The organism is Azospirillum sp. OGB3 (assembly GCF_014192915.1).
GTDB lineage: Bacteria > Pseudomonadota > Alphaproteobacteria > Azospirillales > Azospirillaceae > Azospirillum.
Window position 1 is genome coordinate 510661 of the sequence record NZ_JACHYN010000002.1, and the last position, 22494, is coordinate 533154.

A 22494-nucleotide genomic window follows, 5' to 3' on the forward strand; every position below is an offset into this window, starting at 1 on the left:
GAGTCCGAGCGGGGACGAGAAAGCCACAAGCTGCGGGTACGGCGGCGATCGGCGCGTTCGCGCGGGCCGATCCTCTTACGCTCTTCCCTGGCCCAATACTAGCGCAAGCCGATGCGCCCGTCCGCTGGCTGTTTCACCTGCGACGATCTGTGCCGGAATCCGTCGGCGCCCCCGGGTGGCGGCGCCTACAGCGTGCCGAAGCTGCGGGCCAGCGACCCGGCGATCAGGTACCAGCCGTCCACCAGCACGAAGAAGATGATCTTGAACGGAATCGCCACCATCGTCGGCGGCAGCATCATCATGCCCATCGACATCAGGATCGACGACACCACCATGTCGATGATCAGGAAGGGCAGGAACAGCAGGAAGCCGATTTCGAAGGCCCGCTTGATTTCCGAGATCATGAAGGCGGGGACCAGCACGTGCAGCGGGGTCTGCTCGGCGTCGGTCACGTTCTCGATGCGCGCCATGTCCATGAACAGGCGCAGGTCCTTCTCGCTGGTGTGCTTCAGCATGAATTCGCGCAGCGGGGCGACCGTGCGGCGGAACGCCTCCGTTTCGTCGATGTCCTGGTTGATCAGCGGCTGGATGCCCTGGTTGTAGGACCTCTCGAAGACCGGAGCCATGACGAAGAAGGTCAGGAAGACCGCCAGCGACATCAGCACCGTGTTCGGCGGCACCTGCTGGATGCCCAGCGCCGACCGCAGGAAGGACAGGACGATGACGATGCGCGTGAAGGCCGTCATCATGATCAGGATCGACGGCGCCAGCGACAGCACCGTGATCAGCGCGACCATCTGGACGATGCGTCCGGTGGTCGATCCCCCGGTATCGCCCAGGTCGAAGGTCATGCTCTGCGCCAGCGCCGGCCCGGCGGTCAGCGCCCCGGCCACCCCGATCGCCAGCGCCAGCAGGCCGGCGAAGGCCAGCCGCTTCGTAACGCCCGTGCCGGTCATCATGTCCGGTCCCCGGCGGGCGGCAGGGCGGTGGATGGCAGGGCGGTGGATGGCGGGGCGGCGGCTTCGGCCAGCGCGCCCGGGAAGCCGCCGCGCGGCGTCTGGTCGACCACCTGGTCGCCGAAGGCGCTCAGCAGCAGCAGATGCTCGCGGTCGTCGCGGCGGACAAGCACCAGCCGGCGCTTGCCGTCGAGCGGCAGCACCTCGACGACGCCCAGCCGGCGCTGGCGCCCCGATGTGGCGGTCATGCCGCCGAAGCCGATGCGGCGCATCACCCAGGCCACCAGCACGATCAGCGCGATGACGAAGGCGAGGGCGAGAACGAATTGGATGTACTGGTCGAGGCCCATGGATCAGATCAGCTCTGTCGGGACGGCGTGGCCGGCGGGTCGGACGGAAGGTCGGCGGGGGCGCCACGGCCGTAAGCGGCGCTGGCGCGCTGGCGCGCCGAGTGGGGATCGTGGCGCCCTTCGGTGGCGGCGGCCAGCGTTTCCCTCTGGCGGGTCAGCGCCGCCGCGACGGCGTCCAGCGTCGGGAGCAGGCGCTCCAGAGCGGAGGCCAACTCGGCGTCGCCGCGGGCGGACTGCGCCTCGGCGCACAGGGTGGCCACGCGGGTGTCGAGCCCGGTGAGGTCCGCGGCCAGCCCGGCCTCCATCTGCTCGCGGGTTTCCTCGAGCGCGGCGGCCAGCGCCTGGATGTCATGGAGGAGGGTGGCGGTGCCGGTCATGGGACGTCTCCGGCGGCCGGTTCGGCCGCGGGCGGCAGCGTGCCATTGGCGCGGTAGACGTAGGCGAGGATCTCGGCCACGGCGGCGATGGCCTCGATGGGGATTTCCGAGTCGATGTCCACCGCCGACAGAATTTGCACGAGGTCGGCGTCCTCGCGCACCTTCACGCCGTTGGCGAAGGCCAGCTCCAGGATCTGTTCGGCCACATGGCCCTTGCCGGTGGCGACCACGCGGGGCAGGGACTGGTCGCCCAGCTCATACTTCAGCGCGACCGCGACGGGCCGGTTGGGAAGAGAGCGGTGGTTGGGAGTCGGCTCGGACAAGGGGCTCCTGCCGGATGGCCTGCGTCGATGGGCGCATCCTGGCGGAACATGCTTAACGAAGCATGAAGCTCGAGCGTGACGGGGAAGGGCGGAGCGATGCCGTGGATGGGATTCATCTTTGGTTAACTGAAACGGCGGAAGATCGAAATGCTGTGATGCATTCCGCCCGCCTTGCTGCGCGTCTTCGCGCGTCCGGGCGGCAGGCCCCCAGACCGGAACCCGGCGATGAATCTCGAGAATCTCGGCCTCTTCAAGCTGATGTCGCGCAAGATGGGCTGGCTGACCGAACGCCAGAACGTGATCGCGGCGAACATCGCCAACGCCGACACGCCGGATTACAAGGGCCGGGACCTGAAGCCCTTCACCTTCCGCGACGCCCTGTCCGACAGCCGCCGCCTCCAGCCCGCCGCCACCAACGCCTCGCATCTCCAGGGAACGCGCGGCGCGGGCGGGCTGAACCAGGAGCAGCGCCAGCGCAACCCCTATGAGACGGCGCCGGACGGCAACACCGTGGTCCTGGAAGAGCAGATGCTGAAGCAGGGCCAGACCGGCATGGACTTTCAGACGATCACGAACCTCTACAAGAAGCAGGTCAACCTGATCCGCTCCTCCATCCGCAGCGGCGGTTAAGGAGCGGCGAAGTTCGGGGCGGCAGGGTTCGGGGCAAAGGAGGCGGAAGATGGATCTCTACACGTCGATGGCGGTGTCCGCGTCCGGCATGAAGGCGCAGGGCACCCGCCTGAAGACCATCGCGGAAAATCTGGCCAACGCCAACACCACGGCGGAAACGCCGGGCGATCTGCCCTACCGGCGCAAGGTCGTGATGTTCCAGAACGCCCTGGACCGCCAGATGGGGGTCGATCTCGTCCGCGTCGCCAAGATCGACGTGGACAAGAAGGACTTCGAGCGGCGCTACGACCCCTCGCACCCCTCCGCGGACGCCGATGGCTACGTGCTGCTGCCCAACGTCAACTCGGTGGTCGAGGCGATGGACATGCGCGAGGCGCAGCGTTCCTACGAGGCCAACCTGTCGGCGGTGGACAGCGCCCGCCAGATGCTGATGCGCACCATCGACATCCTCCGCGTCTGACGTCGCGACGTTTTTTTTGAAGGAAGGACGTACGTCCCATGGTCAACCCGATCAACGCCGCCGCGGCCTACGCGAACACCGCCGCCTCCACGACCGGGCCGGGCATGGCCCCGCGCAGCGGCGTCAGCTTCGGCGACGTGCTGGAGCAGACCGCCAAGGAGGTCATCGGCGACCTGAAGCAGGGCGAGACGATGACCGCCAAGGCCGCCGTCGGGCAGGCCGACCTGACCGACGTGGTCCAGGCCGTCACCAACGCCGAGGTGACGCTGCAGACCGTCACCGCCGTGCGCGACAAGGTGCTGTCGGCCTATCAGGAAATCCTGCGCATGCCGATCTGACGGCGGCTTGCCGACCCAGAGCGAAAGCGCCCCGAGCGAAGTGCCCCGAGCGAAGTGCCATGAGCGAAACCGACGTCATCGAGATCTGCCGCACCTCCATCGTCACGCTGGTGTTCGTGGCGGCGCCTGTGCTGGTCGCCATGATGGTGGTCGGCACGGTCATCTCGGTGTTCCAGGCGGTCACCCAGATCAGCGAGCAGACCTTGGCCATGGTGCCGAAGGTGCTTCTGGTCTTCGGTCTGTCGATCCTGCTGATGCCCTTCATGCTGGGCGAGTTGCGCTCCTTCTTCGAGCATGAGGTCGCCGACCGCATCGTCGCCATCGGCACCGGGGTCAACAGTGTGCCCAACGCCGGAAACCTGCCCGGCGGCGGCGGATGAACCTGCTTCAGCAGTTTCTGGGCGACCAGATCTTTGTCTGGTTGCTGGTGTTCGCGCGCGTCGGGACGGCCTTCAGCATCATGCCGACCATCGGCGACGCCTTCGTCTCCGCCCGCACGCGCCTTCTCTTTTCCGTCGCGGTCAGCGTTCTGGTGTCGCCGGTCCTGGGCGACCGCATGCCGCCGATGCCCGACAACATCTTCCGCCTGTTCGTCCTGATCGCCGGCGAGGTGACCGTCGGCATCTTCATGGGCACCGTCGCCCGCCTGCTGATGGGGGCCTTGGAGGTGGCCGGGACGATCATCGCGCTGCAGTCCGGCCTGTCGAACGCCCAGATGTTCAACCCGGCCATGGCGTCGCAGGGGTCGCTGCCCGGCGCCCTGATGGGGTGGCTGGGGCTGCTGCTGATCTTCATCACCAACCTGCACCATCTGCTGATCATGGCGGTGGTGGACAGCTATTCCACCTTCGCGCCGGGGGCGGCGATCCCCATCGACGACATGGCGAACGTGGTCGGGCAACTGGTCGGCAAGTCCTTCCTGCTGGGCGTGCAGATGGCGGCGCCCTTCCTGATCTCCGGCATGCTGTTCGCGCTGGCGCTGGGGCTGCTGAACAAGCTGGCGCCGCAGATCCAGGTGTTCTTTTTGTTCACCTCGCTGCAGGTCGCGCTGGGGCTGTTCATGTTCGCTCTGACGCTGGCCGCGATGATGATGTTCTGGCTGACCCACTTCGAGGCTGCCTTCGTCGATTTCCTGAGACCGGGCTGAGCGGGGAGAGATCCGGTGTCCGAAGACGCGGATGAATCATCCAAAACAGAAGAGCCGACGCAAAAGAAGCTCGACGAGGCCCACAAGCAGGGCCAGTTCGCGATGACCCAGGAAATCGGCAACTGGCTGATGATCGCCGCGGCGCTGGTGATCCTGGTCACGACGCTGCCCGGAACGCTGAAAGGCATGGTGCCCCGCCTGAACTTCTTCTTCGAGAACCTGGACCAGATCCCCATGGACCAGGGCGGCGTAGGTGCGGTGCTGATGCGGGTGATGAAGGACATCCTGTGGGCGCTGTGGCTTCCGATTTTGTTCCTGCTGTTCGCCGGAGTGATCGGCACCATCGGGCAGAAGGGCTTCAACGTCTCCTGGGAACTGATCACGCCGAAATTCAGCAAGCTGAACCCGATCTCCGGCATCGCCAACCTGTTCAGCGCCCAGAAGGGCGTCGATCTTCTGAAAAGCCTGGCCAAGGTCGCGGTGGTCGGCGTCGTCGCCTACATCGCGCTCCAGCCGATGATGCTGACCATCGGGCATTTCATCGGCATCGACATGATGCTGCTGCTCCGCGAGATGGACGGGCTGACCTTCCGGCTGCTGGCCGGCGTGCTGGCCATCCTGACGCTGATCGCCGGAGCCGACCTGTTCTGGCAGCGCCACAGCTTCGACAAGAAGATGCGCATGACCAAGCAGGAGGTGAAGGACGAGCACAAGCAGGCTGAAGGCGACCCGCATGTGAAGGGCCGCATCCGCCAGCTGCGCTTCGAGCGGGCGCGCAAGCGCATGATGGCGGCGGTGCCCGGCGCCGACGTGGTGGTGACCAACCCGACCCACTTCGCCGTCGCGCTGAAATACGACTCGACCACCATGGGTGCCCCGATGGTGGTGGCGAAGGGCGCCGACGCCGTCGCCTTCAGGATCCGCGAGATCGCCGAGGAGAACGGCGTGCCGGTGATGGAGAATCCGCCCCTCGCCCGAGCGCTCTATGCCGCATGCGATATCGACGAGGAGGTTCCGTCCGAGCACTATCGCGCGGTGGCGGAAGTCATTACCTATGTCTTCAAGCTGAAAGGACGCGCGGTGCGGAACTGAGGACCGTTCCCGGACCTTTCCTTGCGGCGAACGGCTGACCTGGAGTTCCGGTGGACGACACGACCTCTTCCTTTGCCGACAGCGCGCCCGCCGGCCATCGCAGCGATGGGGCCGCCGGGGTGGGGGAACGGCCCGGCGGCGGATTCGCCACCGGGGTTCTGGTGGTCCTTCTTCTGTCCGGGCTGGTCGCGGCGGGGGCAGGGGTGGTTCTGGACCGCGACCCGCTGGCCTGGGCCGGCCTCACCACCGCCGGCACGGGAGCCCTGGCCCTGGCGCTCCGCATGGTCCGCGCGCGGCGGCGGGTGGCCCGCGTCGGGTCCCTGTTGGGCAGTGCGCTGGAAGGGCTGCCCTCCGGCCAGCTCGTCTGCGACGGCGCCGGGCATGTGGTCTTCGTCAACAGCACCTTCCGCTCGCTGACGGGCTGGAGCGAGAGGGAGCCGCCGTTGCGCGCCCTGGAGCGCCAGTTCGCCGACGACCCGGACAGCGCCGACGCCTTCCGCCGCCTGTGCGAGCGGGTCAAGGGCGGCTATTCCGGCTCCATCGAGCTGGCGGTCCGCCAGCAGGGGCGCGCCGCCGAATGGCGCCGCATCCAGGGCCAGCCCATCGACGGGCACGCCGAGGCGGTGATGTGGCGCGTCGAGGACATCACCGCGCGGCGCGAACTGGAGCAGGTGACCCGGCGCGAGCAGACCCAGCTCGTCGACTTCATGGACCACGCGCCGGTCGGCTTCTTCTCGGTGGACCAGGACGGGCATTTCCAGTTTGTGAACGCGACCCTGGCGAAGTGGCTGGGCTGCGCGCCGGAAGATCTGGTCGAGGGCGGGCGCCGCCTTCACGACGTGCTGGCCCATCCGCCTGCCGCCTCCGCGCCCTACGACCTCCTGGACGGCGGCGGGCTGGAGCAGCGCGGCGAGATCGCCATGCACGGGCTCCAGGGCCGCCGCTTCCAGGCCTACGTCGCGCAGAGCGTGGTGAGGGGCGAGGACGGGCGGATCTCGCACACCCGCTCCGTCGTGCGCGACCTGACGCCGGAACGCGAGTGGCAGGAGGCCCTGCGCCTGTCCGAGCAGCGCTTCCAGCGCTTCTTCGAGGACGCGCCCATCGGCATCGCCCTGGTGGACGAGGGCGGGCGTGTGGCCGAGTGCAACCAGGCCTTCCTGGCGCTGATCGGCAGCGAAGCCGGCAACCTCCTCGGGCGGGGCATGGCCGACCTGATCGTCCCGGCGGAGCGCGCCATGGTGACCGAGCGGCTGACCGCCGTGCAGGGCGGTTCCGACCCCGCTGCCCCGTTGGAGGTGCGGCTGTCCGGCGGGCGCGAGCTGGTGGCCCAGCTCTACGCGCGGCGGCTCGGCGGGGTGGGGCCGGAAGGGGCGGCGGGGCTGATCCTGCACTTCATCGACATGACCGAGCGCAAGGGGCTGGAGGCCCAGTTCGCCCAGTCGCAGAAGATGCAGGCGGTGGGCCAGCTGGCCGGCGGCGTCGCCCACGACTTCAACAACCTGCTGACCGCGATGATCGGCTTCTGCGATCTGCTGCTGCTGCGCCACAAGCCGGGCGACCAGTCCTTCAGCGACATCATGCAGATCAAGCAGAACGCCAACCGCGCGGCCAACCTCGTGCGGCAGCTTCTGGCCTTCTCGCGCCAGCAGACGCTGCAGCCGCGCATCCTCAGCGTGACCGACGTGCTGGCCGAGCTCGGCAACCTGATGCGCCGGCTGATCGGCGAGAACATCGAGCTGAAGATGCTCCACGGCCGGGACATCGGCTACGTCAAGGTGGACCAGAACCAGCTGGAGCAGGTCATCATCAACCTCGTGGTCAACGCGCGCGACGCCATGGCCGGCGGCGGGCGGCTGACCATCGTCACCTCCAACCATCTGGTCGAGCAGGCGCAGCGCCGCGAGCACGAGACGATTCCCTCCGGGGAGTATGTGTCCATCGAGGTGATCGACACCGGCTGCGGCATCCCCAAGGAAAATCTCCAGCGCATCTTCGAGCCCTTCTTCACGACCAAGGGCGTGGGGTCGGGCACCGGGCTGGGGCTGTCCACCGTCTACGGCATCGTCCGCCAGACCGGCGGTTTCGTGCTGGTCGAGTCGGAAAAGGGGGAGGGGACGACCTTCACCATCCTGTTGCCACGCCACAAGGGCGAGGCCCGTCCCGACCAGGGCGAGCCGCGCGAGCGGCGCGGCAGCGACCTGACCGGCTCCGGCACCATCATGCTGGTGGAGGACGAGGATGCCGTGCGCGTCTTCTCCGCGCGCGCGCTGCGCAACAAGGGCTATCAGGTGCTGGAGGCGAAGAACGGCGAGGCGGCGCTGCAGCAGATCGGCACGGACGGCAACCGCATCGACCTGCTGATCACCGACGTGGTGATGCCGCAGATGGACGGCCCGACCCTGGCCCGCCATGTCCGGCAGATGCGGCCGGACATGCGGGTGATCTTCATCTCCGGCTACGCCGAGGACCGGTTGGGGGAAATCGACGGAGTCGAAGTCGCCCACTTCCTGCCCAAGCCCTTCTCCCTGAAGCAGTTGGCCTCCAAGGTGAAGGAGGTCATCCGCGACGGGAAGTAACGGGGTGGGTCCTTATCCGACCCGCCAGCCGTGATAGGCCCAGCGTTCCGTTCCCGGCACGTCGACCGGCTCCCACCCGCGACGACCGGCGCCGATCGGGCGGTCCGACAGAACCAGCGCGCCCGGCGCAAGGAAGGGGTCGATCAACCCGCCGATCCAGTGGCGGATGCCCTCCTCGGCATCCTCCCGCTCGCTGCCGATATCGGCGTGGGCCAGCCGCACCGCGCCGCGGAAGCGCTCCGCGGCGGCGGGCAGCGTGTCCCGGAAATCGCCGAGGAACAGCCGGTCCTCGTCCGGCCGCAGGGAGGCGGGAACGCGCGCCCACATGTCGAAGACCAGGATGTCGCGCGGCGGGAACAGGCTGCGCAGATGGTCGTAGGTGCGGCCCTTCCCCAGGCCGATCTCCATCACCAGACCGGAGGTTCCCGCGGCGTGGCCGGCGGCCCAGCCGAGCGCCACGCGCTGGGTGGTGAGGCGGTCGATCATGCGGTCGAGCGTGGAGTGGGCTGTCTTCATATCCGGCTTTATGGGGCGTTGTGGCGGGACATCTCCTCATGAACGCCGCAGTTGGAATTCCGTTGCATGGCGCCGGGTCGTTCCTACCTTACGACAAGAACATTCGCGGAACTTAGGGCTTTGCGAAGGGGAACAAAGCTGGTACATTCCCTCTCACCGAATGACCGTTGGTGAGATCGTTGGCCCTGGGGCCGCGGATGTGATCTAACAAGGGGAGACGGGCATGTCGTCCGCACAGCTTCGTTTGGTCGAGAAGGATTCCATGGATAAGCAGAAGGCCCTGGATGCCGCTCTGGCGCAGATCGAGCGCGCCTTTGGCAAGGGCTCGATCATGAAGCTCGGCGCCCGCGAGAACACGGTCGAGACGGAGGTCGTTTCCACCGGCTCTCTCGGCCTCGACATCGCGCTGGGCATCGGCGGCCTGCCGCGCGGCCGCATCATCGAGATTTACGGCCCGGAAAGCTCGGGCAAGACGACGTTGGCGCTGCACGCCATCGCCCAGGCCCAGAAGGGCGGCGGCACCTGCGCCTTCGTGGACGCGGAGCACGCTCTGGACCCGTCCTACGCCCGCAAGCTGGGCGTGAATGTGGACGAGCTGCTGATCTCCCAGCCCGACGCCGGCGAGCAGGCGCTGGAAATCGCTGACACGCTGGTGCGCTCCGGTGCCGTCGACGTGCTGGTGGTCGACTCGGTGGCCGCCCTGGTGCCGCGCGCCGAGCTGGAAGGCGAGATGGGCGACAGCCACGTCGGCCTGCACGCCCGCCTGATGAGCCAGGCGCTGCGCAAGCTGACCGGCTCCATCGCCAAGTCGAACTGCCTGGTGATCTTCATCAACCAGATCCGCCTGAAGATCGGCGTGATGTTCGGCAACCCGGAGACGACGACCGGCGGCAACGCGCTGAAGTTCTACGCCTCCGTCCGCCTGGACATCCGCCGCATCGGCGCGATCAAGGACCGCGAGACGGTGGTGGGCAACCAGACCCGCGTGAAGGTGGTGAAGAACAAGATGGCCCCGCCGTTCCGCGTGGTCGAGTTCGACATCATGTACGGCGAGGGCGTGTCGAAGGTGGGCGAGCTTCTCGACCTCGGCATCCAGGCCGGCGTGGTGGAGAAGTCGGGCGCTTGGTTCAGCTACGACGGCACCCGCATCGGCCAGGGCCGCGAGAACGCCAAGAACTACCTGCGCAACAACCCGGCCACAGCCGACGCCATCGAGGCGAAGATCCGCGGCAACGCCGGTCTCGTCGCCGACGCGATGATGGGCACCCCGGAAGCCGACGGCGAGGCCGCCACGCCGGAGTGATCCCGAGCGGAAAGCCGGTTTTGCTGTGTGAAAGCCCCTCTCCGGTCCGCCGGGGAGGGGCTTTCGCCGTCTTGCCGGACGGCGGGAAAGACCTTACATTCAGGCTGGGCGGACGGGTGTTCCTGCACCCGTCCGCCGGCCCGGTCCTAGCGGTTCAGGATCTCAAGCAGCAGCTTGAGCGCCCGCAACAGCAGGATCAGGAGTTCGAGGATTTTCCGCATCCTCTCATCTCCTTGTGAGCGGCGGGGCGGTGGCGATCCACCGCCCGTCCGCGCTGACGATCATGCAAATGTGTGGCGCTCCGTCCACGCGGCCTGTCGCCGCGCGGGTGCCCGTCGCGGGCACTCTGTGGACAGCCACCGCAAGTCACGTTAAAAGCACGGTTCGGCCGCGAACAAGGCCGCGCCGCCGATTGTAGCCGACCGTAGCCGGAGCCTGGACCGCTTATGAAGACCGCCAACGACATCCGCCGCACGTTCCTGGACTTTTTCGCGAAGAACGGCCACCAGATCGTGGAGTCGTCGCCGCTGGTTCCGCGCAACGACCCGACGCTGATGTTCACGAACGCCGGCATGGTGCAGTTCAAGAACGTCTTCACCGGGGCGGAGCAGCGGCCCTATTCGCGCGCCACCACCTCGCAGAAATGCGTGCGCGCGGGCGGCAAGCACAACGACCTGGACAATGTCGGCTACACGGCGCGGCACCACACCTTCTTCGAGATGCTGGGCAACTTCTCGTTCGGCGACTACTTCAAGGACGACGCGATCGCCTTCGCCTGGAACCTCGTGACGAAGGAGTTCGGACTGCCGGCGGACAAGCTGCTGGTCACCGTCCACAGCTCCGACGAGGACGCGGCGGGCATCTGGCGCAAGGTCGCCGGCCTGTCGGACGACCGCATCATCCGCATCCCGACCGACGACAATTTCTGGCGCATGGGCGACACCGGCCCCTGCGGCCCCTGCTCGGAGATCTTCTTCGACCACGGCCCGCACATCGCCGGCGGTCCTCCGGGCTCGCCCGACCAGGACGGTGACCGCTTCATCGAGATCTGGAACCTCGTGTTCATGCAGTATGAGCAGCGCGGTCCCGACGACCTGATCGCCCTGCCGAAGCCGTCCATCGACACCGGCATGGGGCTGGAGCGTCTGGCCGCCGTGCTCCAGGGCAAGCACGACAACTACGACATCGACCTGATGCGGGCGCTGATCGTGGCCTCCGCCGAGGCGACGAAGACCGCGCCGGACGGCGCGCACGCCGTCTCGCACCGCGTCATCGCCGACCATCTGCGCTCCTGCTGCTTCCTGATCGCCGACGGCGTGCTGCCGTCGAACGAGGGCCGCGGCTATGTGCTGCGCCGCATCATGCGCCGCGCCATGCGCCACGCCCACATGATCGGCGCCCGCGAGCCGCTGATGCACCGCCTCGTCCCGGCGCTGATCCAGCAGATGGGCGACGCCTATCCGGAGCTGAACCGTGCCCGCGCCCTGATCGTCGAGACGCTGAAGCTGGAGGAAACCCGCTTCAAGCAGACGTTGGAGCGCGGCCTGCGCCTGCTGGAGGACGAGGTCGGCCGTCTGGGCGAGGGGCAGCCGCTGCCCGGCGACGTCGCCTTCAAGCTGTACGACACCTACGGCTTCCCGCTCGACCTGACCCAGGACGTGTTGCGCACCCAGGGCCGCCCGGTCGACGAGAGCGGCTTCAAGGCCGCCATGGACGAGCAGCGCCGCAAGGCCCGCGAGTCCTGGGCCGGCTCGGGCGAGGCGACGACCGAGAAGCTGTGGTACGAGCTGAAGGACGAGCTGGGCGCCACGGAATTCTTCGGCTACGACACCGAGGTCGCCGAGGGCAAGGTGACCGCCATCGTCAAGGGCGACGCCCGCGTCGAGCAGGCCGCCGTCGGGGACGAGGTGCTGGTCATCGTGAACCAGACGCCCTTCTACGGCGAGTCGGGCGGTCAGGTCGGCGACGCCGGCGTGATCTTCTCCGCCGAGGGCACCGAGGTCGCCGTCTCCGACACCCAGAAGAAGCTGGGCGCCGTCTGGGCCCATGTCGGCACGGTCATCAAGGGCACGCTGAAGGTCGGCGACGTGGTGGAACTGCGCGTGGACACGGAGCGCCGCTCGGCCATCCGCGCCAACCACTCCGCCACCCACCTGCTGCACGAGGCGCTGCGCCGCCGCCTGGGCGAGCATGTCACCCAGAAGGGCTCGCTGGTCGCCCAGGAGCGCCTGCGCTTCGACATTAGCCAGCCGACCGGCCTGACCCCGGCGGACATCGCCGCGGTCGAGGACGAGGTGAACCGCCGCATCCTCGGCAACAGCGAGGTCGTCACCCGCCTGATGTCCCCTGACGAGGCCCGCGCCTCCGGCGCCATGGCCCTGTTCGGCGAGAAGTACGGCGACGAGGTGCGCGTCGTCTCCATGGGCGGCCCGCACGGCGAGCTGGACCGCGACTACTCGATCGAGCTGTGCGGCGGCACCCACGTTCGCCGCACCGGTGACATCGGCCTGTTCACGATCGTTGCCGAGGGCGCCGTCGCCGCCGGCGTGCGCCGCATCGAAGCGCTGACCGGCACCGGCGCCAAGGCGTGGCTGTCGGAGCGCGACCATCTGCTGACCGAGGCGGCGTCCGTCCTGAAGGTCCGTCCGGAGGACGTCCCGTCGCGCCTCGCCGCGCTGGTCGACGAGCGCAAGAAGATGGAGCGCGAGCTGGCCGAACTCCGCCGTCAGGTGGCGATGGGCGGCGGCGCCAAGGCCGAGGGCGGCAACGAGGCCAAGGACATCGCGGGCGTCAAGTTCGCCGCCCGCGTGGTCGAGGGCCTGCCGGCCAAGGACCTGAAGCCGATGGCCGACGAGCTGAAGAAGCAGGTCGGTTCCGGCGTCGTCGTCCTGATCGCCTCGAACGAGGGAAAGGCGTCCATCGTCGTCGGCGTTACCGAGGATCTGACGGCCAAGATCAGCGCCGTCGATCTGGTGCGTGTCGGCGCCGAGGCTCTGGGCGGGAAGGGTGGCGGCGGTCGTCCGGACATGGCGCAGGCCGGCGGTCCGGACGCCGCGCTGGCGCCCGCCGCGGTCGAAGCCATCGAGAAGGCCGTGGCGGCGAAGGCCGCTTCTTAACCGGGCCGCTCCTCCGAGCGCACCGGCTCCAACGCGGGGGCGGGGGCGCTTGGCGGATGCCGGCGGATGACGAGGCCGGGGCGGTCGGGGATGCCGTAGCGCCGGTATTCCCGCGCCAGCTGTCCGGTCAGGGCCAGCCCTGCCATGCGGACGTCGGCGGCCAGCGAGGCCAGCGGCGCGTCCAGCGTCTTGGGCCGGTTGCGTTCCACCAGGAAATGGCCCAGCCACGCCGCGCCGTAGCCGACCAGCGGGGCCGCCACCAGCGCCCGCCAGTCGCGGCGGGCCAGCCCCACCCCCAGCAGGGCCGCCGCCGACAGCGTGCCGGCGACGTGCAGCGCCCGGTTCATCGGGTCGCGGTGCTGCTCCAGATAATCGGGCCAGAAATTGGGATCGGTCGCCATCGCGGTCTCCTTCCGCGGGGGAACGCCGGGCGACCCGCGGCGGTTCCGTCTTGCATGACGCCCGCCGTGCTGGAAGGATGCGCGGGTCAACGAACGATACCGCGGAACCGACTGGCATGCGCTTCACCGGCACCGATTCCTACGTCGCCACCGACGACCTGATGGTGGCCGTCAACGCGGCCATCACGCTCGAGCGCCCGCTGCTGGTGAAGGGGGAGCCGGGCACCGGCAAGACCGTGCTGGCCCAGGAGGTCGCCCGCGCCCTGAACAAGCCGCTGCTCGCCTGGCACATCAAGTCCACCACCAAGGCGCAGCAGGGCCTCTACGAGTACGACGCGGTCAGCCGCCTGCGCGACAGCCAGCTCGGCGAGGAGCGGGTGCACGACATCGGCAACTACATCGTGCGCGGCAAGCTGTGGGAGGCGTTCGAGGCGCCGGAACCCCCCGTGCTGCTGATCGACGAGATCGACAAGGCCGACATCGAGTTTCCCAACGACCTGCTGCTCGAACTCGACCGCATGGAGTTCCACGTCTACGAAACGCGGCAAACGGTCAAGGCGGCCCGGCGACCCCTTGTCATCATCACGTCGAACAACGAGAAGGAACTGCCGGACGCCTTCCTGCGCCGCTGCTTCTTCCACTACATCCGCTTCCCCGACCGCGACACCATGGAGCGGATCGTGGACGTCCATTATCCCGCCCTGAAGCAGGACCTGCTGCGCGAGGCGATGGCGCTGTTCTACAGCCTGCGCGAGGTGCCGGGGCTCAAGAAGAAGCCCTCCACCTCGGAGCTTCTCGACTGGATCAAGCTGCTGATGGTCGAGGACGTGGACCCCGAGACCCTGCGCGCCAAGGACGCCCGCAGCCTGATCCCGCCGCTGTGCGGCGCGCTTTTGAAGAACGAGCAGGACGTGCATCTGCTGGAACGGCTGGCTTTTCTCGCCAAGCGGGAAGGGCGCTAGGAAGCGCTTGACCGCGGCCGGCCTTCTGGGGCAGCCTGAACCCATGCAATCGACCCCGCACTTGAACCGAATGCGAATTACCGCCCCGGCGCTCTGACAGAGGGCGCCGGACCGCGAGCGTTCGTTTTCGCAATCTGGTGTGGAGTGTGGCGTGTCCGTGCGCCCTGGGTCTTCCGGAACCCGCAATCCGGTTCATCACGATCCCCTGACCCGTTGCTTCACGCGTGCGTTGCGCCATCCGGCGGAGCGAATGCGGGGCTCCGCGCGAATTATCGTCCCGGTCCGCTGACGCGGGCCGGGTTTCGCGCCTTCCTTTTCCGCCCCCCGTTCGTTCCCTCCGCCCGAGGACTCCCGCGATGCCGTCCGCGCACGCCGCCCGTCTGCCTGCCGTTTCCTTCCCCAGAAAAAGCGAGAGCCGCGACACCGAAGACCGTTTGCCGCCCTGGCTCCCCCTCTCCGCCATCGAGGACGCCGCCGAGCGTCTGCAAGGGCGGATCGTCCGCACGCCGCTGCTGCCCGCCCCGGCGCTGGGGCGTGACGTCTGGCTCAAGGCCGAGACCTTCCAGGTGACCGGTGCCTTCAAGGAGCGCGGCGCCCTGAACCGCCTGCTGCGCCTGACGGCGCTGGAGCGCGCGGCGGGCGTCGTCGCCATGTCGGCGGGCAACCACGCCGCCGGTCTGGCGCTGCACGCCCAGCGGCTGGGGGTGGCGGCGACCATCGTCATGCCGGTCACCGCACCGCGCTGCAAGGTGGAGCGGACGGAGGCGCTGGGCGCCGAGGTCGTGCTGTCCGGGGCCAACGTGGGAGAGGCGAAGTCCCGCGCGCTGCAACTGGCGGCGGAACGGCGGCTGACCTTCGTGCACCCCTACGACGATCCCGACGTGATCGCCGGGCAGGGCACGGTGGGGCTGGAGGTGCTGGCCGACCGTCCGGACCTTGAGACGCTGGTGGTGCCGGTGGGCGGCGGCGGCCTGCTGGCCGGGATGGCGGCGGCGGTGAAGGCGCGCAAGCCCTCCGTCACCGTGGTCGGGGTGCGGCTGGCGCGTCGGCGGGGGCCGACGCTGGCCGACGGGATCGCGGTGGACGCGCTGGGCAAGCTGCCGCAGGCTCTGCTGGCCGGCTTCGTCGACGCCCTGGTCGAGGTGGAGGAGGTGGAGGTCGCGGCGGCGATGCGGACCCTGCACGGGTCGTTCGGCATGGTCGCGGAAGGTGCCGGGGCGGCGGCCGTGGCGGCCCTGCTGGCCGGGAAGGCGCCGGCGGAAGGGCGGACCGTCGCCGTGCTGTCCGGCCGCAACGTGGATTCCGACACGCTGGTGCGGACGCTCGCCGCCGCTTGATCGACATCAACGACCGCAAACAGGAACAGGACCAGGATCGACTTGCGTGGCACCGTCCGGAAAACGGTGGCCACGCAGGCAAAAGGCCGGTTGATCCTGTGGCTCGTCTGCTATCCCTCCTCGCGCTTGTGGTTCTAGCCGTCGGGCTTCTCGGCGGGGCCGCCTCCATGGGCGCGCCGGACCTCCCGGCATCGCATTGCGAACCCGCTGCGGTGCAGGATGCCGCGGACTGCGACACCCACCATCCGACGGACAGCCCGGTTCCGGGAAAGGCCCACGCCCACGGCACCGCCGGGTGTCTCTGCCTGAGCGGGGCCTGCGATCTGACCGGCTTGCCGGCCCGGATCGGCGTGCCCTTCGGCCATCGCCTCGCGACCCTGCTTCCGGGTGTGGACACCGGGTCCGCCGCCACCGCCCACGCGCCGCCGCTGCCACCGCCGCGCGCCTGACTCCCGCCGTTCCGTCGCCTTTTCCCCGACCTGCGGACGTGCCCGGTTTTACGCCCATCGCGGCACCGGCGCGCCTGCCGAACACGCGCGAGTCATCCCATGAATATGACCCACTATATGGAACTTCTGGCCGTCAACCAGCCCTGGAACCTGCTGATCTTCATGGCGGTCCCCGTCATCCTGGCCGAGACGGTGGCGATCAGCGAATTGTACCTGCTCTACACCCGTGACTATGACGGCCCGGTGCGGCGGTTGAACCGCTGGGCCGGGATCACCGTCGGCGTCTATTTCACGGGCGTCTTCGTCCATCTGATCCAGAACGCGGTGGTTCCGCTGACCGCGTCCGGCGGCTGGCGCGGGCCGGCGGATGTGCTGGCGGTGGGCTTCTATCTTGCCGGCATCGTCCCGCTCGGCGGCATCGCGCTGCTGGACCTCGGGCTGATCGGCCGGGGCCGAGGCGAGCATGGCCGCATGGCGATCCACGCGGCGCTGGTCGGGCTGTTCCTGATCGTCGCCCACATCGCCATGATCTTCGGCATGCTGGACCCGACGCTCCTCACCGGGGCCGCCGCAGCCGGCGGCCACACGATGCACTGAACGGATGCGGACTGTCCCTCTCCCGCCCTGGGAAAGGGATTCCTAGGGCGCCATGAACACGCTGCGGTGCCGGCCGATCTCGCCGCTGGTCAGGTCGCGCGCCAGCACCGTCACGTCGGTGGAGCCTGGCGTCGCGGCGCCCTGCGGCACGCGGACGAAGATGCGGTAGGTCGCCACCGAATCCGCTTCCGCGGCGAGTGTCAGCGCGTTCCCCGACTGGGCGTCCACGCTGGCGACCGACAGGTCGGCGTTCGCCAAGCCCTCCACCGACAGGCGGTAGGTCCGCGCCTCGTGGGTCTTGTTGAGGATCTTGATGGTGTAGGCGTTCTGCACGTCGCCGTTCGACTGCTGAACGTAGAGCGGGGCGCGATCGCGCAGCACGCTGACGTCCAGCGTCGGGCGCAGCGCCAGGGAGATCACCATCGCGCCGGCCACCACCAGGATGATGAGCGCGTAGATCACCGTGCGCGGGCGCAGCAACCGCACCGGGGCGGCCTGGCCCTCCGCCTTGGCGACCTGGTTGGAGCGGGTGTCGAACAGGATCAGGTCGCCGGGGCGCCCGACCTGGGCCATCACGTCGTTGCAGGCGTCCACGCACAGGCCGCAGCCGATGCAGGAGATCTGCTGCCCCTTGCGGATGTCGGTGCCGGTCGGGCAGACATGGACGCACAGCTTGCAGTCGATGCAGTCGCCTAGCCCCTCCGCCGTCCGCTCCTCCCAGTTCTGCGACTTGCGCAGCGGCGCGCGCCCTTCGCCACGCCAATCCTGGTAGGTGACGACGTAGGTGTCCTCGTCGACCATCGCCGCCTGGAAGCTGCGCCACGGGCAGACGTAGATGCAGATCTGTTCGCGCGCCCAGCCGGCGAAGAAGTAGGTCGTGGCGGTGAACAGCCCGGCGAAGGCCAGGACCTTCCACGACACCGCGCCCGTCGCGATCTCGCGCAGCAGGGTCGGGGCGTCGTTGAAGTAGAAGATCCAGGCGCCGCCGGTGACCAGGGAAATCACCAGCCAGATGACGTGCTTCGACGCCTTCAGCCCCAGCTTGCGCGCCGAGAAGGGCGCCTTGTCGAGCCGGATGCGCTCGGTGCGCGGGCCTTCCAGCTTGCGCTCCACCCACATGAACAGGTCGGTCCAGACCGTTTGCGGGCAGGCGTAGCCGCACCAGATGCGGCCGAGCAGGGTGGTGGCGAAGAAGATGCCGAAGGCGCCGATGATGAGCAGGCCGGTCAGGTAATAGACCTCCTGCGGCCAGATCTCGATCCAGAAGAAGTAGGCGCGCCGGCCCACCATATCGACCAGCACCGCCTGGTCGGGAATGCCCGGCCCGCGATCCCAGCGCAGCCAGGGCGTGACGTAGTAGACGCCGAGCAGGACCGCCAGGGCCAGCCATTTCAGCCGGCGGTAGCGGCCATGGACGTCGGCGGCGTAGACCTTGGGGCGTTGCACGAACCAGCGCTCGCGCGGCTGGTCGGCATCATGGGCGGCGGGGGAGGTGAGGGACATGGCGTGCGACCTTGCTTTGACGCGGCGGTCAACCTAGCCCCTCCTTTATAAGCCTTCCGTGATGTAGTCACACTGCGGCAGATCAAACGCCCGGATGGTGAGGGTCAGACCGCCTCGCCGCGCAGCTCGGCCAGACCGTCCTCATACGCGCGGTCGAACAGCGATTCCAGCCGCGCGTCGGTGCCGCGCAAGCCGGCGACGACCGCGTGCGCCCATTCGAAATACTCGATCTTGCGCTCCAGCGGCCAGTCGGCGGGCGGGCTGTGCGCCATGGAGCGCAGGTTGGACACCTTGTCGGCCAGCTTGACCAGCTTGGCGCGGGGCGACGCGGTGGGGGCGGCGTCGATCTGCCGCTGCTTGCGCTCCGCCTTGCGCAGGCGCTTGTCGTCGGTGGTCTCGGCGACGACGCCGGCGACCTCCGCCCCGAAATGCTGCTCGATCTCCTCATAGGAGGCGTCGGTGTCCTCCAGCGTGTCGTGGAGCAAGGCGGCGATGACCACGACCGGGTCGTTGCCGGCCGTCGCCTCGGCGCACAGGAACGCCACCTCCGACAGGTGGTTGAGGTAGGGCTCGGCGCGCACGCCCTTGCGGCGCTGGTCGATGTGCTTGTGCGCGGCGAACTCCAGCGCGCGGGCGAAGTCGAGAAGGGCTGTCATGGCGTTCCTGGCGGGTCGGCGCTACGATGTGGGCGGATGGGGGCGAAACCCCACGGGGGGAAGCGGCATGTTCACGGGTTTCTTCTTCGAACTGCGCAAGGCGGGCGTGCCGGTCTCGCTGAACGAGTACCTGACGCTCATGGAGGCCATGAAGCGCGGCGTCGCCGCCTTCCGCATCGAAGACTTCTATTACCTCAGCCGGGCCTGTCTGGTGAAGGACGAGCGCAATCTCGACCGCTTCGACCGGGTGTTCGGGCAGGTCTTCAAGGGGCTGGAGGGGGCGGATGGCACCGGGGGCGACGAAATTCCCGTGGTCGACCTGCCGGAGGAATGGCTGCGCAAGCTGGCCGAACGCTTCTTGACCGAGGAGGAGAAGGCGCAGATCCAGGCGCTGGGCGGCTGGCAGAAACTCATGGAGACGCTGGCTGAGCGGCTGGCCGAGCAGAAGGGGCGGCACCAGGGCGGCTCCAAATGGATCGGCACCGCCGGCACCTCGCCCTTCGGCGCCTACGGCTACAACCCGGAGGGCGTGCGCATCGGCCAGCATGACTCCCGCCACCGCCGCGCCGTGAAGGTGTGGGACAAGCGGGAGTTCAAGAATCTGGACGATCAGGTCGAGATCGGCACCCGCAACATCAAGGTGGCGCTGCGCCGCCTGCGCAAGTTCGCCCGCACCGGGGCGGCCAGCGAGCTGGACCTGCCCGGCACCATCCGCGCCACCGCCAGCAACGCCGGCTGGCTCGACCTGAAGATGGTGCCGGAGCGCCACAACACGGTGAAGGTGCTGCTGTTCCTCGACATCGGCGGCTCGATGGACGACCATATCCGTCTGGTCGAGGAGCTGTTCTCCGCCGCGCGGGGCGAGTTCAAGCATCTGGAGCACTTCTACTTCCACAATTGCGTCTACGAGAGCGTGTGGCGCGACAATAAGCGCCGCCACGACGAGCGCACCCCGACCTGGGACGTGCTGCACACCTATCCCGCCGACTACAAGCTGGTCTTCGTCGGCGACGCGGCGATGAGCCCCTACGAGATCGTCTATGCCGGCGGCAGCGTCGAGCATTGGAACGAGGAACCGGGACAGGTCTGGCTGCAGCGGATGCTGTCCGTCTACAGCCGCGCCGTCTGGCTCAACCCCACACCGGAATCGCGCTGGGGCTACACGGAGAGCACCCGCATGCTGCAGCGGCTTCTGGGCGGGCGCATGTACCCACTGACGCTGCAAGGGCTGGATGCGGCGATGCGCGAACTGGTGCGCTAACATCTCCGGACAACCACGCGCCTTCAAATTCCAATCCAACGTTACGGATTTTCAATCCATCGGCGTGCGCCGAAATGGATAATGTGTGTTGATGATTCCGGATGAGATGGATTATCAATCACTGGCTGAAAAGAAATCGTCGTTGCTTGCGCACTCGAATTGGTTTGCTTCGAAAACGGAATGAATTTACAGATTTCGCGGATCAAAGATTCCGAGTCGTAAAGTTAAGTATCTGAACATTATTCGGATTTGTATTACTATATGATACAATCGGCTTCCGGCTTCCCTTCGTTTTAAACATTGATCGTCATTTCTGCGACTTCCCGGCAACATTCGTGGGCAAATGATTGCTGAGAATCGTTCTTCCTTGAACGCATACGATTGCATTACGAAGCATGAGGCTTCCCATTCACAGCATGCAGTCGATGAGGGTCAGGGAAAATGGAGGGTGTTCTTGCGCGCATCAGCATCAGCGGCAAAATCTACAGCGTTGTCGCGATTCTGGGTGTGGTGGCCGCTATCATTGGTGGCGTCGGCTCGTTTGGAATGCAGGCCTACGACGACAAGTTCGACCAGATTCAGAACTGGTCCCGGCGCGCCCTGATCAACGAGCAGATCAACAGCCTGATTTACAAGGTCGTCATGGACAGCCGCGGCATCTACGCCGCGGATGGGACGGCGGACGCCACGCCTTACGCCAAGAACATCGTCGGTGCCACCGGCGAGCTGGAAAAGCTCGTGGCCAAGCTCGAATCCCTGTTGCCTCTGGAAAGCAAGGATGCTTTCGGCGAGACGCAGCAGACGGCCCGCGCCTTTGTCCTGCACCGTAACGAGGTCGCCCGCCTCGGGATGGAGGCTGGTCCGGAAAAAGCGCGCGCGCATGGCGACACTCCCGAGGCCCGCGCGCTGCGCAGCAAGCTGGGCCAGTTCCTGGAGAAGGCCTCCGAACGCAACATGCAGGGGATCGCCCAGGCCAACGATGAACTGGGCGCTTTGAACAGCCTGATGACGACGCTGATGATGGTCGTCGGCATCGGTGGTGGGCTCGGCGCGCTGGCGTTGAGCGTCCTGGTCGCGCGCGTCGGCATCTCCCGCCCGATTGCCGGAATCACCGACGTCATGGCTCGTCTGGCGACCGGCGACACTTCGGTGACGGTCCCGGGCCTCGGCCGTGGTGACGAGATCGGCGGCATGGCCAAGGCCGTGGCGGTCTTCAAGGACAACGCCGTGGACCGCGAGCGCATGCGGGTCGCCGAGGAGGCCGAGCGCCGGGCCAAGGAGCGGCGCACCCACGCCGTCGAGGAGCTGGTGCAGTCCTTCGACCGCAACGTCTCCGGCATCCTGCGCACTGTCGCCTCCGCCGCCACGGAGCTGGAGGCCACGGCGCAGAGCATGCTGACGACCGCCGACCAGACCAAGGGGCAGGCGGCCAGCACGGCGGCCGCGGCCGAGCAGGCGTCGGTCAACGTGCAGACCGTCGCCGCGGCGACCAACGAGCTGAGTGCGTCGATCAACGAGATCAGCGGTCAGGTGACGCGCTCCACCAACATCGCCAGCCACGCGGTGGGCGAGGCACAGCAGACCAACGAGCGCGTCCAGGGCCTCGTCGCGCAGGCGCAGCGGATCGGCGACGTGGTGAAGCTGATCACCGACATCGCGTCGCAGACCAACCTGCTGGCGCTGAACGCGACGATCGAGGCGGCGCGCGCCGGGGAGGCTGGCAAGGGCTTCGCCGTCGTGGCGTCGGAGGTGAAGAACCTCGCCAACCAGACCGCCAAGGCGACCGAGGAGATCGCCTCCCAGATCGCCTCCATGCAGGAGGCCACCGGCGGGGCGGCGGCGGCCATCAACGGGATCGGCGACACCATCGGCACCATCAGCGAGATCGCCACGATCATCGCCTCGGCGGTCGAGGAGCAGGGGTCGGCGACCGGCGAGATCGCCCGCAACGTCCAGCAGGCCGCGCAGGGCACCCATCTGGTGACGACCAACATCACCGAGGTCAGCGACGGCGCCACCCAGACCGGCTCCGCCGCCACCGAGGTGCTGGGCGCCGCCGGCGAGCTGTCGCGCCAGTCGGAGAGCCTGCGCACGGAGGTGGAGCGCTTCCTGGCCGGCATCCGCGCCGCGTGAGGAGGTTTCGG

Annotated in this window: 23 protein-coding genes; 15 read left to right on the forward strand and 8 right to left on the reverse strand. The window is 68.0% G+C overall.

The features are described 5' to 3' along the window. Positions 1-185 precede the first annotated feature (185 nt). Genes fliP through FHW79_RS06290 form a run of 4 tightly spaced genes read right to left on the reverse strand, consistent with a single transcriptional unit; the run spans position 186 to position 2006 of the window. Positions 186-956 carry a flagellar type III secretion system pore protein FliP gene (gene fliP, locus FHW79_RS06275; protein ID WP_183178320.1) on the reverse strand — a complete coding sequence of 257 codons (771 nt, stop codon included), beginning with the start codon at positions 954-956 and terminating at the stop codon, positions 186-188. Continuing rightward, positions 956-1306: a flagellar biosynthetic protein FliO gene (locus FHW79_RS06280; RefSeq protein WP_183178089.1), complete on the reverse strand. Its 351-nt coding sequence runs from the start codon at positions 1304-1306 to the stop codon at positions 956-958. Before FHW79_RS06280 ends, fliP begins: the two co-directional genes overlap by 1 nt. 8 nt (positions 1307-1314) lie before the next feature. After that, a complete protein-coding gene (locus FHW79_RS06285) occupies positions 1315-1683 on the reverse strand; it encodes a hypothetical protein (protein ID WP_183178090.1) in 369 nt (122 codons plus the stop codon). Next, positions 1680-2006: an EscU/YscU/HrcU family type III secretion system export apparatus switch protein gene (locus FHW79_RS06290; protein WP_183178091.1), complete on the reverse strand. Its 327-nt coding sequence runs from the start codon at positions 2004-2006 to the stop codon at positions 1680-1682. Before FHW79_RS06290 ends, FHW79_RS06285 begins: the two co-directional genes overlap by 4 nt. A 225-nt stretch (positions 2007-2231) precedes the next feature. Between FHW79_RS06290 and flgB the strand changes: the two genes are divergently transcribed. The 7 genes from flgB to FHW79_RS06325 are packed head-to-tail and all read left to right on the forward strand — an operon-like array spanning position 2232 to position 8249. Next, positions 2232-2636, forward strand: a complete 405-nt coding sequence (flgB, locus tag FHW79_RS06295) for a flagellar basal body rod protein FlgB (RefSeq protein WP_183178092.1) — start codon at positions 2232-2234, stop codon at positions 2634-2636. A 49-nt stretch (positions 2637-2685) separates the two neighbouring features. Further along, positions 2686-3096, forward strand: a complete 411-nt coding sequence (flgC, locus tag FHW79_RS06300) for a flagellar basal body rod protein FlgC (protein ID WP_183178093.1) — start codon at positions 2686-2688, stop codon at positions 3094-3096. 38 nt (positions 3097-3134) lie between these two features. Continuing rightward, positions 3135-3434, forward strand: a complete 300-nt coding sequence (gene fliE / locus FHW79_RS06305; protein WP_183178094.1) for a flagellar hook-basal body complex protein FliE — start codon at positions 3135-3137, stop codon at positions 3432-3434. A gap of 59 nt (positions 3435-3493) precedes the next feature. Then, positions 3494-3814 carry a flagellar biosynthetic protein FliQ gene (locus FHW79_RS06310; RefSeq protein ID WP_183178095.1) on the forward strand — a complete coding sequence of 107 codons (321 nt, stop codon included), beginning with the start codon at positions 3494-3496 and terminating at the stop codon, positions 3812-3814. Further along, positions 3811-4581, forward strand: coding sequence for a flagellar biosynthetic protein FliR (fliR, locus tag FHW79_RS06315; RefSeq protein WP_183178096.1), 771 nt, complete (start codon positions 3811-3813; stop codon positions 4579-4581). Before FHW79_RS06310 ends, fliR begins: the two co-directional genes overlap by 4 nt. A 15-nt stretch (positions 4582-4596) precedes the next feature. Further along, a complete protein-coding gene (gene flhB / locus FHW79_RS06320; RefSeq protein WP_183178097.1) occupies positions 4597-5673 on the forward strand; it encodes a flagellar biosynthesis protein FlhB in 1077 nt (358 codons plus the stop codon). A 50-nt stretch (positions 5674-5723) separates the two neighbouring features. Continuing rightward, complete coding sequence (locus FHW79_RS06325; protein ID WP_183178098.1) at positions 5724-8249, forward strand: PAS domain-containing sensor histidine kinase; 2526 nt, start codon at positions 5724-5726, stop codon at positions 8247-8249. 12 nt (positions 8250-8261) lie between these two features. On the opposite strand, the gene FHW79_RS06330 is transcribed toward FHW79_RS06325, so the two are convergent. Beyond that, a complete protein-coding gene (locus FHW79_RS06330; RefSeq protein ID WP_183178099.1) occupies positions 8262-8765 on the reverse strand; it encodes a class I SAM-dependent methyltransferase in 504 nt (167 codons plus the stop codon). Positions 8766-8988: 223 nt separating this feature from the next. Here FHW79_RS06330 and recA point away from each other — a divergent pair, with 223 nt between their 5' ends. Both recA and alaS read left to right on the forward strand, forming a co-directional pair. Then, a complete protein-coding gene (gene recA / locus FHW79_RS06335) occupies positions 8989-10068 on the forward strand; it encodes a recombinase RecA (RefSeq protein ID WP_014240962.1) in 1080 nt (359 codons plus the stop codon). A gap of 446 nt (positions 10069-10514) precedes the next feature. Continuing rightward, positions 10515-13184 (forward strand): alanine--tRNA ligase, encoded by a 2670-nt coding sequence (gene alaS, locus FHW79_RS06340; protein ID WP_183178100.1) that lies wholly within the window; start codon positions 10515-10517, stop codon positions 13182-13184. Here the strand turns inward: alaS and FHW79_RS06345 are convergent. After that, complete coding sequence (locus FHW79_RS06345) at positions 13181-13585, reverse strand: DUF962 domain-containing protein (RefSeq protein WP_183178101.1); 405 nt, start codon at positions 13583-13585, stop codon at positions 13181-13183. The two genes, alaS and FHW79_RS06345, sit on opposite strands and share 4 nt — an antisense overlap. A 116-nt stretch (positions 13586-13701) precedes the next feature. On the opposite strand from FHW79_RS06345, the gene FHW79_RS06350 reads away from it, so the two are divergent. From FHW79_RS06350 to FHW79_RS06365, 4 genes are all read left to right on the forward strand, one after another. Continuing rightward, a complete protein-coding gene (locus tag FHW79_RS06350) occupies positions 13702-14547 on the forward strand; it encodes a MoxR family ATPase (RefSeq protein ID WP_183178102.1) in 846 nt (281 codons plus the stop codon). 356 nt (positions 14548-14903) lie between these two features. Further along, positions 14904-15884, forward strand: a complete 981-nt coding sequence (locus FHW79_RS06355) for a pyridoxal-phosphate dependent enzyme (RefSeq protein WP_183178103.1) — start codon at positions 14904-14906, stop codon at positions 15882-15884. Beyond that, entirely contained in the window at positions 15881-16333 is a 453-nt protein-coding gene (locus FHW79_RS06360) for a hypothetical protein (RefSeq protein WP_183178104.1), read from the forward strand. Before FHW79_RS06355 ends, FHW79_RS06360 begins: the two co-directional genes overlap by 4 nt. Positions 16334-16432: 99 nt before the next feature. Beyond that, positions 16433-16930, forward strand: coding sequence for a DUF6803 family protein (locus tag FHW79_RS06365; RefSeq protein WP_183178105.1), 498 nt, complete (start codon positions 16433-16435; stop codon positions 16928-16930). A 42-nt stretch (positions 16931-16972) separates the two neighbouring features. Here the strand turns inward: FHW79_RS06365 and ccoG are convergent, their stop codons facing one another. Then, the gene (ccoG, locus tag FHW79_RS06370) at positions 16973-18433 is read right to left on the reverse strand and encodes a cytochrome c oxidase accessory protein CcoG (RefSeq protein WP_183178106.1); all 1461 of its coding nucleotides are present in this window, start codon (positions 18431-18433) and stop codon (positions 16973-16975) included. A gap of 104 nt (positions 18434-18537) precedes the next feature. Continuing rightward, complete coding sequence (locus tag FHW79_RS06375) at positions 18538-19089, reverse strand: HD domain-containing protein (RefSeq protein WP_183178107.1); 552 nt, start codon at positions 19087-19089, stop codon at positions 18538-18540. A gap of 67 nt (positions 19090-19156) precedes the next feature. On the opposite strand from FHW79_RS06375, the gene FHW79_RS06380 reads away from it, so the two are divergent. Together FHW79_RS06380 and FHW79_RS06385 are read left to right on the forward strand one after the other, a co-directional pair. After that, entirely contained in the window at positions 19157-20350 is a 1194-nt protein-coding gene (locus tag FHW79_RS06380; RefSeq protein WP_183178108.1) for a VWA domain-containing protein, read from the forward strand. A 441-nt stretch (positions 20351-20791) separates the two neighbouring features. After that, the gene (locus FHW79_RS06385; protein WP_183178109.1) at positions 20792-22483 is read left to right on the forward strand and encodes a methyl-accepting chemotaxis protein; all 1692 of its coding nucleotides are present in this window, start codon (positions 20792-20794) and stop codon (positions 22481-22483) included. Positions 22484-22494 lie beyond the last annotated feature (11 nt).